11 protein-coding genes are annotated in these 13,183 nt (G+C 62.5%); 6 read left to right on the forward strand and 5 right to left on the reverse strand.

Features of this window, described 5'->3' with window-relative positions; translation table 11 throughout:
- Positions 1–19: 19 nt before the first annotated feature.
- The 5 genes from ACESY8_RS18755 to ACESY8_RS18775 all read right to left on the reverse strand — a co-directional run bounded on the left by ACESY8_RS18755 (position 20) and on the right by ACESY8_RS18775 (position 3,015).
- Positions 20–211 (reverse strand): hypothetical protein, encoded by a 192-nt coding sequence (locus ACESY8_RS18755; protein WP_007492768.1) that lies wholly within the window; start codon positions 209–211, stop codon positions 20–22.
- Positions 208–564: a hypothetical protein gene (locus ACESY8_RS18760; protein WP_054339552.1), complete on the reverse strand. Its 357-nt coding sequence runs from the start codon at positions 562–564 to the stop codon at positions 208–210. The genes ACESY8_RS18755 and ACESY8_RS18760 overlap by 4 nt, the downstream gene beginning before the upstream one ends.
- A gap of 73 nt (positions 565–637) precedes the next feature.
- Positions 638–1,423 carry an amino acid ABC transporter ATP-binding protein gene (locus ACESY8_RS18765; RefSeq protein WP_009260246.1) on the reverse strand — a complete coding sequence of 262 codons (786 nt, stop codon included), beginning with the start codon at positions 1,421–1,423 and terminating at the stop codon, positions 638–640.
- A gap of 14 nt (positions 1,424–1,437) precedes the next feature.
- On the reverse strand, positions 1,438–2,085 hold the full coding sequence (locus ACESY8_RS18770; protein ID WP_054339553.1) for an amino acid ABC transporter permease: 648 nt from the start codon (positions 2,083–2,085) through the stop codon (positions 1,438–1,440).
- 72 nt (positions 2,086–2,157) lie between these two features.
- Entirely contained in the window at positions 2,158–3,015 is an 858-nt protein-coding gene (locus tag ACESY8_RS18775) for a transporter substrate-binding domain-containing protein (protein WP_024725104.1), read from the reverse strand.
- A gap of 187 nt (positions 3,016–3,202) precedes the next feature.
- Between ACESY8_RS18775 and ACESY8_RS18780 the strand changes: the two genes are divergently transcribed.
- The 6 genes from ACESY8_RS18780 (at position 3,203) to ACESY8_RS18805 (ending at position 13,093) form a co-directional block, all read left to right on the forward strand.
- Entirely contained in the window at positions 3,203–4,333 is a 1,131-nt protein-coding gene (locus ACESY8_RS18780; protein WP_009260244.1) for a D-alanyl-D-alanine carboxypeptidase family protein, read from the forward strand.
- A 248-nt stretch (positions 4,334–4,581) separates the two neighbouring features.
- Entirely contained in the window at positions 4,582–6,603 is a 2,022-nt protein-coding gene (gene glgB / locus ACESY8_RS18785) for a 1,4-alpha-glucan branching protein GlgB (RefSeq protein WP_226907611.1), read from the forward strand.
- Between the two features lie 34 nt (positions 6,604–6,637).
- The gene (locus tag ACESY8_RS18790; protein ID WP_087358900.1) at positions 6,638–7,846 is read left to right on the forward strand and encodes a glucose-1-phosphate adenylyltransferase; all 1,209 of its coding nucleotides are present in this window, start codon (positions 6,638–6,640) and stop codon (positions 7,844–7,846) included.
- On the forward strand, positions 7,843–8,958 hold the full coding sequence (gene glgD / locus ACESY8_RS18795; protein ID WP_054339554.1) for a glucose-1-phosphate adenylyltransferase subunit GlgD: 1,116 nt from the start codon (positions 7,843–7,845) through the stop codon (positions 8,956–8,958). Before ACESY8_RS18790 ends, glgD begins: the two co-directional genes overlap by 4 nt.
- Positions 8,959–9,098: 140 nt before the next feature.
- Positions 9,099–10,535, forward strand: a complete 1,437-nt coding sequence (glgA, locus tag ACESY8_RS18800) for a glycogen synthase GlgA (RefSeq protein WP_055179755.1) — start codon at positions 9,099–9,101, stop codon at positions 10,533–10,535.
- 110 nt (positions 10,536–10,645) lie between these two features.
- Positions 10,646–13,093: a glycogen/starch/alpha-glucan phosphorylase gene (locus ACESY8_RS18805; RefSeq protein WP_498794930.1), complete on the forward strand. Its 2,448-nt coding sequence runs from the start codon at positions 10,646–10,648 to the stop codon at positions 13,091–13,093.
- Positions 13,094–13,183 lie beyond the last annotated feature (90 nt).

The following is a 13,183-nucleotide window of genomic DNA, read 5'->3' on the forward strand; positions in this document are numbered from 1 at the left end:
TTGCCGGGGAGCCCCCTGTTTATACAAACTCGTAGTCGGCGAACTTGTCCTCGCCCTGCTGGTTATCCTTGGTTTCCCCCACGAAGGTGCCCATCACGTGGCACTCCGGGCAGAAGCCAAACTCCTCGTCGGCGCTTCCCTCCAGTTCATAGCGGTATTTCTTGCCGCACTGAGGGCACTCATAGAAAAAGTAATAGGTTCCCCAGGTCATGTTGTTTCTCCTTCCTGTTTCCCGGCCGCTGCGGCCTCCAGCTCCGCCCGGCGGGCGGCCCGGGCGGCCAGAGTCTCCTCCAGGGTCTTTTTTGGGCGCGCGTTCATCTCCGTCCGCCACCGGGCCAGCCAGCCCCGCAGCTCCTCCAGCCCCTCCTCACTGAGGGGAAATTCCTTTGTCTCCTCCACTGTGCTGTCCTGATAGCGCCAGGGGCCCTCCCACACCTCGGCGGTGAGCCTGGGGCTCTCCCCTGTATCGGGCACCACCTTGTAGCGCAGGGCCCCGCCGCTGGCTGTCCAGAAGTTGCCGTTTTCAAAGTGGGACAGCACCGGCAGGAACAGTTCCTCGTCCATGTGTTCAGCTCCTTATCCATGTGAAAGCGTGGTATCTCAAATGATACCACGCTTTTGTCCGATTTTCAATTCTTCAATTCTCGCTGTAGCGGGCCAGGAACTGGCGGGTGCGCTCCTCCCGGGGGTGCTCGATGACCTGCCGGGCGTCGCCCTGTTCCACAATCACGCCTCCGTCCATGAATACCACCTGGTCGGCCACGTCCCGGGCGAAAGCCATCTCATGGGTGACGATGATCATGGTGGTCTTCTGTTCGGCCAGGGCGCGGATCACCCGCAGCACCTCGCCGGTGAGCTCCGGGTCCAGGGCGGAGGTGGGCTCGTCAAAGCAGAGGATATCGGGGCTGAGGGCCAGGGCCCGGGCGATGGCCACCCGCTGCTGCTGGCCGCCGGAGAGCTGGTGGGGGTAATGCCCCGCCCGGTCGGCCAGACCCATCTGGGCCAGCAGCGTCCGTCCCTTCTCCTCGATCTCAGCGAAGATGCGCTTCTTCTCCCCCTTAAAGTCGGGCCGCTCCCGGGCCAGGAGCTGGCCGGCCAGGGTCACGTTTTCCAGCGCGGTGTACTGGGGAAAGAGGTTGAACGACTGGAACACCAGCCCAAAGTGGAGGCGCTTCTTGCGCACCTCGCTCTCCCGCTGGGTGGCGGGGTCGTCCGCGTCAAAGAGCACCTCTCCCCCCACCGTAATACGGCCCCGATCGGGCTGCTCCAGGAAGTTGAGGCAGCGCAGGAGGGTGGTCTTGCCGGAGCCGGAGGAGCCGATGATGGCCATGGCCTGCCCCTGCTCCAGGGAAAAGCTGATATCCTCCAGAACCCGCGTCCTGCCGAATCGCTTCTGGATATCCTCTACCTGTAAAATCGCCATGCTGTGCGCTCCTCTCAAACCCGGAAATAGTCCAGCTTCTTCTCGGTGCGGCTCAGGGCCAGGGCCACAATGCCGTTGAACACCAGGAAGAAAGCGCCGGCGTAGAACAGGGGCCAGATCATGCCCTTGTTGCCGAAGTCCTTGGCCAGCTTGATGATCTCCCCCACCATGATGAAGTTGGACAAAGAGGTGTCCTTCACCAGGGTGATGATTTCGTTGCCCATGGGAGGCACGATGCGCTTGACCACCTGGAGCAGGGTGACCTGGAAGAAGATCTGGCTGCGGGTCATGCCCAGCACCTGCCCGGCCTCCCGCTGGCCGGCGGGGACACCCTGGATGCCGCCGCGGAAGATCTCGGAGAAGTAGGCCGCGTAGTTGAGCACAAAGGCCAGGACGGCCGCCCCCATCCGCCCCAGGGAGTGTCCAGGCCCAAAGACGATGCCGGGCAGATAGAACACCACCGCCAGTTGGAGCATCAGTGGGGTGGAGCGCATGATGTAAACATACAGGCGCACCAGAAGGCTCAGGGGCTTGAAGCGGCTCATGGTGCCGAAGGACACCACCAGTCCCAGGGGCAGGGACAACACCAGCGTGACGGCAAAGAGCTCAATATTGAGCAGAAAACCGTCCAGCAGGGTCATGGTTACCGTTTGGAATGACATGTTCTCTCTCCTCTGTCCAACGCGGACAAGGGGCAGGGGGCATATACCCCCTGCCTCTTGTGTCGGAACGTTTTACTGGTTGGCCAGCAGCAGGTCGGCCAGCTCGTACTTGACGGCCAGCTCGTTGAGGGTGCCGTCGTCAATGAGCTCCTGCATGGCCTGGTTTACCGCCGCGGTGAGGTCGGAGCCCTGGCGGAAGCCGATGCCGTACTCCTCCACGGACAGCTCCAGATCGGGAATGACCATCAGGTCGGAGTAGTCGCCGGTGCCGGCCAGCGTGTTGGCCAGCACGAAGTCCATAACCGCCGCGTCCGCCGCTCCGCTCTTGACCTCCAGCAGGGCGTCGGTCTGCTTCACCACAGAGGTATAGCTGGCCTGGCTGAGGAACTCGTCGGCCGCAACCGCCGCCTCACCGGCGGAGCCGGCCTCCGCGTCTAGATTGGCGCCGGCCAGGGACTCGGTGGAGGTGTATTTGTCCGCGTCGGCGGCGCGGATAACCACCACCTGATAGTTCTTGATGTAGGGGTCGGAGATCGAAATGGCCTCCTGGAGCTCCGGTGTGATGGTCATACCGTTCCAGATGCAGTCGATGTTCTTGCTCTCCAGCTCCAGCAGCTTGGCATCCCAGTTGATCTCCACAAACTTGGGCTCCACCCCCAGCTTGGCGCACACGGCAGTGGCAAACTCGGTCTCAAAGCCGGTCAGCTCGCCGTCCTCCCCCAGGTAGTTCATGGGCTCGAACAGGGTATAGCCGATCTTTAGCACTCCGTTGCCCTTGACATAATCCAGGTCGCTCTCTGCCGCAGGCGTCTGAGAGCCGGTCGGCGCCGCGCTGCCGGGCGTCTCGGCCGCACCGGGATTTCCGCCGCAGGCGGTGAGGGTCAGGGTAAGGCCCAGAGCAAGGGCCAGAGCCGTCCAATTTCGTTTCATAGCAGTTCCTCCTCAGTTGGGTCGTTTTCCTCTTCGCTTTCGTATATTACCACACTAAAGCGATATTGTAAAGAGAAAAACGGAAAAATTTTTCCCCGCCCCAAAAAAGCCCCGCTTCCGTATAGAATTCCCGCTGATTCCATATCCTCTGAGACAGAGAATCTCAAAAACGGAGGCATCACACGTTATGAAAAAACTGGCTGCGGCCCTGCTGGCCGCCGCGCTTCTGGTCCTCCCCGCCCAGGCCGTCAGCGGCGCGCCCACGGTGGACGCCGCCGCTGCGGTGCTGATGGAGAAGGAAACCGGCGCCATCCTCTATGAACAGAACGCCCACGACAAGCTGGAGCCCGCCAGCGTCACCAAAGTCATGACGCTGCTGCTGGTGCTGGAGGCCATTGACGACGGCCGTCTGGCTCTGGACGATATGGTTACCGTCTCCGCCCACGCCGCCTCCATGGGCGGCTCCCAGGTCTATTTAAAAGAGGGGGAGCAGATGAGCGTGGACGACATGCTCAAGGCCGTGGCGGTGGTGTCGGGCAATGACGCCGCCGTGGCCCTGGCCGAGCACCTGGCAGGCAGCGAGGAGGGCTTTGTGGAGCAGATGAACCAGCGGGCCGCCGAGCTTGGCATGGCCGACACCTGCTTTGTCAACTGCACCGGCCTGCCCGCGGCGGGCCACCTGACCAGCGCCCATGATATCGCGGTCATGAGCCGCGCCCTGATCCAGCACCCCAAAATCCGGGACTACACCACCATCTGGATGGACTCCATCCGGGGCGGTCAGTTCCAACTGGCCAATACCAATAAGCTGGTGCGTTTCTATGAAGGGGCCACTGGCCTCAAGACCGGCTCCACCGACGCGGCAGGCTACTGCCTGTCCGCCACGGCCGAGCGGGACGGTATGGAGCTCATCGCCGTTGTGCTCAAGGCCAAGACCTCCGAGCAGCGCTTTGAGTCGGCCAAGAGCCTGCTGAACTTCGGCTTTGCCAATTATACCCTCACAGACGTCTACCCCGGACAGGCCCTCCCCCCTGTCGATGTGCTGCTGGGCGAGCAGGACACGGTACAGCCCGTCCTCGCCCAGTCCAGCCGGATTCTGGTGGACAAGGCCCAGCTCAACGACGTGACGAGCGAACTGCGCCTGTGCGAGAATGTGGAGGCCCCGGTGGAGCAGGGGCAAAAGCTGGGCGAGATGGTGATCTCCGTGGGCGGGCAGGAGCAGCAGACCATCCCCATCGTGGCCGACCGGGCCGTGGCACGGCTGACCCTTCCCGGTATTTTCTCCCGGTTCCTCAAAACACTGTTTATGGCGGAATAATCCGATTGAGCAGGGGGGAGCGGCATTGCCGCTCCCCCCTCTGCGCAATCTCTCCAAAACGCCCGTCCGCCCAATATGGGAAATTTTACACTTGCTTTTCCATACATGTCTTGACTATGTCTCCATCACGTTGTATAATTTATACAAATAATTTCCACCTATTCTGGAGTTATTTTATCACCAATGACAAGGATCTCCTGGCTCCCAGCCCTCTTTTTGGGGATTTTTGCCAATAAGGAGTGACACCTATGCCGATATCCAATGACACCGCGCCTCTGGCGCAGTTCCTTGCGGGACAGGCGGTCCGGGCGCAGGAATTCCTGGGCTCCCACCCCACTGTACGCGGCGGACAGTCCGGCTGGCTGTTCCGCGTCTGGGCTCCTCATGCTCAGGCCGTCGCCGTAATGGGCGACTTCAACGGCTGGGATGATGGGGCCAACCCCATGGCCGCCCTGGAGGGCGGCGTGTGGGAGCTCTTCCTCCCCGGCCTGCAGCAGTATGACAACTATAAATACGCCGTGCACACCCGCTCGGGCAAGGTCCTGGCCAAGGCCGACCCCTATGCCTTCCATGCCGAGACCCGCCCCGGCACCGCCTCCAAGCTGTACGATCTGTCCGGTTACCAGTGGGGCGACGGGAGCTGGCTGGATTACCGGAAGAACAACCCGGTCTACCAGAAGCCCATGAACATCTATGAGGTACATCTGGGCTCTTGGCGGCGCACCGGCGACGACCAAATGCTCTCCTACCGGGACATCGGCAGATATCTGGTGCCCTACGTGAAGGAGATGGGCTTCACCCATGTGGAGCTGCTCCCCGTCACGGAGCATCCCCTGGACGCCTCCTGGGGCTATCAGTGCACCGGCTACTTCGCGGCCACCAGCCGCTTCGGCACCCCACACGACTTCATGTGGCTGGTGGATCAGCTCCACCAGGCCGGCATCGGCGTCATCCTGGACTGGGTGCCCGCCCACTTCCCCAAGGACGCCTTCGGCCTGTACGAGTTTGACGGGGAGCCCTGCTACGAGTATGCCGACCCCCGGAAGGGGGAGCACGCCGACTGGGGCACCCGGGTGTTTGACTACGGGCGAAGCGAGGTGCGGTCCTTCCTCTACTCCTCCGCCCTGTTCTGGCTGGAGCAGTACCACATCGACGGCCTTCGGGTGGATGCGGTGGCCTCCATGCTCTACCTGGACTACGGCCGGCAGGACGGCCAGTGGGTGCCCAACGTGTTCGGCGGGCACGAGAATCTGGAGGCCGTTGAATTCCTCCAGCAGCTCAATACCCACATTTTCAGTGCCCACAGCGACGTGATGATGATCGCCGAGGAGTCCACCGCCTGGCCCCGGGTTTCCCATCCGGTGGACAAGGGGGGACTGGAGGGCGGCCTGGGCTTTAACCTGAAGTGGAACATGGGGTGGATGAACGACATTCTCCACTACATTAAAATGGACCCCTACTTCCGCCAGTTCAACCACCACGATATTACCTTCTCGCTGATGTATGCCTTCTCTGAGAATTTTGTGCTCCCCCTGTCCCACGATGAGGTAGTGCACATGAAGGGCTCCCTCATCAACAAGATGCCCGGAACGGACGAGGAGAAATTTGCCGGCGTGCGGGCTTTCTATACCTATATGCTCACCCACCCGGGCAAGAAGCTGCTGATGATGGGCAGCGAGTTCGGCCAGTGGAACGAGTGGCACTATGAGCACTCTCTGGACTGGCACCTGCTGGAGCTGGAGGGGGAGGACGGAGACCGCCACCGGGCCCTTAAGGCGTTCTTCCAGGCGGTCAACGCCTTCTACCTGGCCCACCCGGAGCTGTGGGAGCTGGACTTCTCCTGGGAGGGCTTTGAGTGGATTGAGGCCGACGACAACCAGGCCAATACCATTGCGTTCCTCCGCAAAGACAAGAAGGGCAGCACCCTGGTGACAGTGTGTAACTTCTCTCCTGTGGACCGTACCGGCTATACCATCGGCGTGCCCACGGCGGGTACCTATACCTGCCTGTTCAGCACCGACGACCCCGCCTTCGGCGGACTGGGCCGGGGCGATGCCGGGCCGGTCAAAAGCCAGTATATCGAGTGTCACGGCCGGGAGCAGGCCATCACTCTGTCTCTGCCCCCCATGAGCGCCGCCATCTACAAGTGCACCCGAAAGTTCCCGTCCCGCCGGAAAAAAACCGCCGAAGCCGCGCCCAAGGCTGCAAAGTCTGGCAAGACAGCCAAGGCGGCCCCCAAAAAGACCACCCGCAAGTCCAAGGAATCCTGACGCTTTTTCCAGTTAAACGCTGAGGTGATAAGAAGTGAAAAAGGAATGTGTCGCCATGCTGCTGGCGGGCGGACAGGGCAGCCGTCTCCACGCCCTCACCAGCCACGTGGCAAAACCCGCGGTCCCCTTTGGAGGAAAGTATCGCATCATCGACTTTCCCCTGTCCAACTGCATCAACTCCGGTATCGACACGGTTGGGGTGCTCACCCAGTACCGGCCGCTGGAGCTGAATGCCTACATCGGTAACGGCGAGCCCTGGGACCTGGACCGGTCCTACGGTGGCGTCCACATCCTGCCCCCCTACATGCGGGAGGGAGAAAAGGGCACCTGGTACAAAGGCACGGCCAACGCCATCTACCAGAACATCAACTTCCTGGAGACCTATGATCCGGAATATGTACTCATCCTGTCCGGCGACCACGTCTACAAGATGGACTACACCCAACTGCTCCGCCGCCACAAGGAGGCCGACGCCGCCTGCACCATCGCGGTGCTGGAGGTCCCCATGGAGGAGGCTTCCCGCTTCGGAATTATGAATGTGGACGAGAACGACGACATCTATGAGTTCGAGGAGAAGCCCAAGCACCCCAAGAGCAACCTGGCCTCCATGGGGATCTACATCTTCACCTGGTCCAAGCTGCGGGAGTACCTCATCGCTGACGAGGCCGATGAGAAGAGCTCCAACGACTTCGGCAAGAACATCATCCCCGCCATGCTGAACGCCGGCGAAAAGATGACCGCTTACCGTTTCCAGGGCTACTGGAAGGACGTGGGCACCATCGACTCCCTGTGGGACGCCAATATGGATATGCTTTCCCCCGACAACGGCATCGACCCCTACGACACTGAATGGCCCATCTACGCCCGCACCCCCATCCGCCCCCCCCATTTCATGGGCAAGGACGCCAAGGTGGACCACTCCATGGTCACCAGCGGCTGTGAGGTGTACGGCACAGTGGAGAACTCTGTGCTCTTCCACTCCGTCACCGTAGAGGAGGGCGCGGTGGTGCGCTACTCCATCCTCATGCCCGGCACGGTGGTGAAGAAGGGCGCGGTGGTGGAGTACGCCATCGTGGCCGAGGAATCAGTCATCGGTGAGAACGCCCGGGTGGGCGCCTCTCCCGACGGCAGTGAGGACTGGGGGGTGGCTGTCATCGCCCAGCACCTGAACATCGGCCCCAGCGCCGTGGTTTCCCCTAAAGCTATGATTACCCGTAACGTGAAAGGAGGTGGGGTGAAATGATGAACAAGCTGCACGGCATCATCTTCGCCTACCTTTCCAACCCGGATCTGCGGGAGCTGACCCAGCACCGCAACACCTGCTCCATCCCCTATGGCGGCCGGTACCGGGTGATTGACTTCATGCTCTCCAACATGGTCAACGCCGGTGTCTCCGATGTGGGCCTGATCGTCCACGCCAACTACCAGTCCCTGCTGGATCACGTCGGCTCCGGCAAGGACTGGGACCTCAGCCGCAAGCACGGCGGCCTGCGCATCCTCCCCCCCTTCGGCTACTCGGGCCGGCGGGAGGGCATCTACCGGGGCCGCATGGACGCCCTGGCGGGCGTTCGCTCCTATTTGCAGTACATCCGGCAGGACTACGTGGTGCTGGCTGGAGGTGATCTGGCGGTAAACCTGCCCCTCAATGACATCTTTGAGGCCCATATCCGCAATGACGCGGACATTACCGCCGTGTGCACCAGCCGCCCCATGGGCTCGCCCAAGGACTGCGACTACTTCACCATCGGCGCCGGAGGGCGGATCACCGACGTACTGGTGCACCCCCCCATTGCCCAGGGCTGCGAATCCCTGGAGGTCTACATTCTCTCCAAGCAGCTCCTGCTCTCCCTGGTGGACCACTGTGCGGCCCACAATATTCCCTCCTTCAGCACCGGCGTGCTCCAGGCCATGGCCGGCCAGCTCAAGATTTGCCCATACGTCTTTGACGGCTATGCCGCCCGCCTCCAGTCCGTGGCTGGTTACTTCGCCCGCAGCATGGAGCTGCTTAACCCCGAGGTGCGGACCGACCTCTTTGCCCCCGGCCGCCCTGTCCGCACCAAGGATCGCTCCGACCCGTCCACCTACTACGGCCCAGGCTCCAGGGCGGTCAACTCCCTGGTGGCTGACGGCTGCATCATTGAGGGCGAGGTAGAGAACTCCATCCTCTTCCGCGGCGTCCGTGTGGAGAAGGGGGCCAAGGTCTGCGGATGCGTGCTGATGCAGGGCACCGCTGTTCAGGCCGGCGCGGTGCTCAAGTACGCCATCACCGACAAGAACGTGCGGGTCAACCCCGGCCGGATGTTGATGGGCCACAACACCTATCCGCTGTCCATTGCGAAGAACGAAATTGTATGACGACTCCAGGGGGACGCTGTCCCCCCCTAGATACGCGGTCACCGTGCCGCCCTCTGGGCGGCACAATGGCCGCGATACCCCTCACCCGCGCTCGCGCGGGTGGTTGCCCCTGCCGCTCAATTTCGACATAAGGAGAGCCTATGAACATCTTATTTGCCACCTCTGAGTGTGCGCCCTTCATCAAGACCGGCGGACTGGCCGACGTGGCCGGCGCTCTGCCCAAGGCGCTGGCCGGAAACGGCCATGACGTGCGGGTGATCCTCCCCCTCTACGAAGGCATCGGCGAGGAATGGCGCAGTCAGATGACCTACCTCCAGTGCTTCCACATCACCCTGGCCTGGCGCAGCCCCTACTGCGGCATCTTTGAGCTGAAGCGGGACGGCGTCACCTACTGGTTTGTGGACAACGAATACTACTTCAAGCGTTCCAACATTTACGGCCACTACGACGATGGCGAGCGCTTCGCCTACTTCTCCCGGGCTGTGGTGGAGAGCATGGGCTGGCTGAACTGGCATCCAGACGTGCTCCACTGCAACGACTGGCAGACCGCCCTGGTGCCCATCTATCTGCTGGAGGAGCGCCACCGCATCCCCCAGCTCTGCGACACCAAGAGCGTGTTCACCATCCACAACATCGAGTACCAGGGCCGATACGGCAGCCAGACTTTGAAGGATGTGTTCGGGCTCAACGACGGGTACTTCAACGAGCACATGCTGGCCTACCACGGAGACGTGAATCTGATGAAAGGGGCTATCTATGCCGCCGACTACGTGACCACCGTCTCCCCCACCTACGCCGACGAGCTCCAGTACTCCTTCTATGCCCATGGCCTGGAGGGGGTTATCGCCGACAACCGCCACAAGCTGCGCGGCATCCTCAACGGCATCGACACCGAGGTGTATGACCCCTGGCGGGACAAGGGCCTGACCAAGTTCTTCTCGGCGCGGCAGATGGCGGGCAAGAAGAACTGCAAAGCCGCCCTGCAGCAGATGTCCGGCCTGCGGGAGAACCCGGACGCCCCCATCATCGCCTGCGTGTCCCGCCTGGTGCGGCACAAGGGCTTCGACCTGGTCACCGCCGCCATCCACGAGATTATGGGTATGGACGTACAGATGATCGTCCTGGGCACCGGCGACTGGAACTATGAGGAGGCCTTCCGCCAAGCTCAGAACCAGTACCCCGGCCGCTTCGCCGCCCACATGATGTACTCCCCCAACCTGTCCACCGCCATCTATGGCGGCGCCGACCTGTTCCTCATGCCCTCCATCTCCGAGCCCTGCGGCCTGAGCCAGATGATCGCCATGCGCTACGGCACCATCCCCGTGGTGCGGGAAACCGGCGGCCTGCGGGACTCCGTGGTGCCCTACAACAAGTTCACCGGCGAGGGCACCGGCTTCTCCTTTGCCAACATTAACGTGCAGGAGATGACCGGCGTACTGAGCGAGGCGGTGAACCTCTACCACAACGAGCCCAAGGCGTGGAAGGCCCTCCAGAAGAACGCCATGACCGCCGACTTCTCCTGGGAAAAGTCGGCCAAGGCTTATGAGGAGATTTACGGCTGGGTGACCGGGAAATAGGGCCGCTTTTTACGCTTGACAGTACCATATTCCCATGATAGAATGAGCGCTCCGTGGCGGGTGTGTCCTTCCGCGGAGCGTTCCTATGTTGATCTCAACAGAAACAGGAGATGTCTGCATTGCACAAATATACCAAAAAAGAGCTGATGACCCTCATCACGGGCAAACTGCGCCGCAACTTCGGCCGTGACGTGGAGGAGGCCACCAGCCTGCACATGTTCAAGTCCTGCGCCCTGGTGCTGCGGGACATCATGTCCGAGCGGCAAATGAAGACCGCCGACCGGGTGGCCGTGGAGCACCTGCGCCAGGTTCACTACCTGTCCCTGGAGTTTCTGATGGGCCGGTCCCTGATGAAGAACGCCTACAACCTGGGCGTGGCGGAGCCGCTGAAGCAGGCCATCGAGGGCCTTGGGTTTTCCGCGCCCGACCTGTTTGAGGCCGAGCCCGACGCCGGCCTGGGCAACGGCGGCCTGGGCCGCCTGGCCGCCTGCTACCTGGACTCCATGACCACCCTGGAGATCCCCGCCACAGGCTACTCCATCTGCTACGAGCTGGGCATCTTCAAGCAGAAGATCGTGGACGGCCAGCAGGTGGAGCTGCCCGACAACTGGCTGGGGCTGGGCGACGCCTGGCTCATCCCCAAGATGGACGAGACCGAGGAGGTCCGCTTCGGCGGCAAGGTGGAGGACGAGTGGGACGCGCTGGGCCGCCACCGGGTAAAGCACACCGGGTATGATGTGGTGCTGGCCGTGCCCAAGGACATGGAGATCGCCGGCTATGGCACCGAGCACGGCAACCTGCTCCGCCTGTGGGACGCCAACAGCCCCACGCCGGTGGACATGAACCTGTTCTCCTCCGGCCAGTATCTGAAAGCCGTGGAGCAGCGGGCCATGGCCGAGTCCATCTCCAAGGTGCTCTACCCCGAGGACAACCACTACGAGGGCAAGTCCCTGCGCCTCAAGCAGCAGTATTTCTTCGTCTCCGCCACCATCCAGTCCATCGTGCGCAAGCACCGGGCCGAGTACGGCACCCTGCGCAACTTCCACCTCAAGCATGTCATCCAGATCAACGACACCCACCCCACCCTGGCCATCCCGGAGCTGATGCGCATCCTGCTGGACGAGGAGGGGTACGGCTGGGACGAGGCGTGGTACATCGTCACCCACACCATCGCCTACACCAACCACACCGTCCTGGCGGAGGCGCTGGAGCGCTGGCCCCAGCAGCTCATTGAGAAGTGGCTGCCCCGCATCTGGCAGATCCTCATCGAGATCTCCAACCGCTACCAGCGGGCGCTGACCGACTACTTCCACGGCGATCTGTCCAAGGTGGCCCCCATGGCTATCATCTGGGGCGGCGAGGTGCGCATGGCCAACCTGTGCGTGTGCGCCTGCTTCAAGATCAACGGCGTGTCCGCCCTCCACTCCGACATTCTGAAGCGGGACGTCTTCCACGACGCCTATGCCCGCACCCCCGACAAGTTTACCAACGTCACCAACGGCATTGACCACCGCCGCTGGCTCAGCGAGTGCAACCCGGAGCTGGACGCCCTGATCCGCGACTGCTGCGGCAAGGACAAATACCTGCTCCAGTCCGACGCCCTCAAGGAGCTGGAGCAGTACCGGGACGACGCGGGCGTGCTCTCCCGCCTGGGGCAGATCAAGGCGGACAATAAGAAGGCCTTCGCCGCCTGGGTGGCCCGGGAGAGCGGCGTCATTCTCAACACCGACGCCCTTTTTGACGTGCAGGTGAAGCGGCTGCATGAGTACAAGCGGCAGCTGCTCAACGTACTGCACATCATCTACCTCTACCAGCGCATGAAGGCCGACCCCCACTTCGACTTCACCCCCCGCACCTACCTGTTCGGCGCCAAGGCGGCCCCCGGCTACGCGGTGGCCAAGCGGATCATCCGCCTCATCAACTCCGTGGCCGACATGATCGCCAGGGACCCCGCCTGCAAAGACCGGCTCCAGGTGGTCTTCCTGGAGAACTACCGGGTGAGCCTGGCGGAGAAGCTGATGCCCGCCAGCGAGCTCTCCGAGCAGATCTCCACCGCCGGCAAGGAGGCCAGCGGCACCGGCAATATGAAGTTCATGATGAACGGCGCGGTGACCATCGGCACCCTGGACGGCGCCAACGTGGAGATGCACCAGGTGCTGGGGGACGAGAACATCTTCCTCTTCGGCCTCAAGGCCCACGAGGTGGCCGAGATGAAGCAGAAGGGCTACAAGTCCTATGAGTACTATGTCCACAATCCGGAGCTACGCGCGGTCATCGACCAGCTCAACGTGGGCTTCGGCGACGGCGTGGCCTATGACGACATCGCCCGCCGCCTCCTGTTCGGCGACGGCGGCCCGGCGGACGAGTACCTGCTGCTGGCCGACTTCGAGAGCTACCGGGACGCCCACCAGCGGGCCGGCCTGGCCTATCAGGACCCCAAGCGGTGGAACCGGATGGCTCTCATGAACATCGCCCGATCCGGCATCTTCGCCGCCGACCGCTCCATCCGGGACTATGCCCGGGACATCTGGAACGTGCCGGTGCGCACCCTCAAGTAAGCTCTCTCCCGCAGCGGGGGGGGGGGGGGGGGGGGGGGGGGGGGGGGGGGGGGGGGGGGGGGGGGGGGGGGGGGGGGGGGGGGGGGGGGG

This window comes from Clostridium sp. ATCC BAA-442, assembly GCF_964239415.1.
Taxonomy (GTDB): domain Bacteria; phylum Bacillota; class Clostridia; order Oscillospirales; family Oscillospiraceae; genus Flavonifractor; species Flavonifractor plautii.

Coding starts and splice junctions, on each gene's coding strand:
- ACESY8_RS18755 (WP_007492768.1), bottom strand. CDS start 211: ATGACCTGGGGAACCTATTACTTTTTCTATGAGTGCCCTCAGTGCGGC.
- ACESY8_RS18760 (WP_054339552.1), bottom strand. CDS start 564: ATGGACGAGGAACTGTTCCTGCCGGTGCTGTCCCACTTTGAAAACGGC.
- ACESY8_RS18765 (WP_009260246.1), bottom strand. CDS start 1,423: ATGGCGATTTTACAGGTAGAGGATATCCAGAAGCGATTCGGCAGGACG.
- ACESY8_RS18770 (WP_054339553.1), bottom strand. CDS start 2,085: ATGTCATTCCAAACGGTAACCATGACCCTGCTGGACGGTTTTCTGCTC.
- ACESY8_RS18775 (WP_024725104.1), bottom strand. CDS start 3,015: ATGAAACGAAATTGGACGGCTCTGGCCCTTGCTCTGGGCCTTACCCTG.
- ACESY8_RS18780 (WP_009260244.1), top strand. CDS start 3,203: ATGAAAAAACTGGCTGCGGCCCTGCTGGCCGCCGCGCTTCTGGTCCTC.
- glgB (WP_226907611.1), top strand. CDS start 4,582: ATGCCGATATCCAATGACACCGCGCCTCTGGCGCAGTTCCTTGCGGGA.
- glgD (WP_054339554.1), top strand. CDS start 7,843: ATGATGAACAAGCTGCACGGCATCATCTTCGCCTACCTTTCCAACCCG.
- glgA (WP_055179755.1), top strand. CDS start 9,099: ATGAACATCTTATTTGCCACCTCTGAGTGTGCGCCCTTCATCAAGACC.
- ACESY8_RS18805 (WP_498794930.1), top strand. CDS start 10,646: ATGTCTGCATTGCACAAATATACCAAAAAAGAGCTGATGACCCTCATC.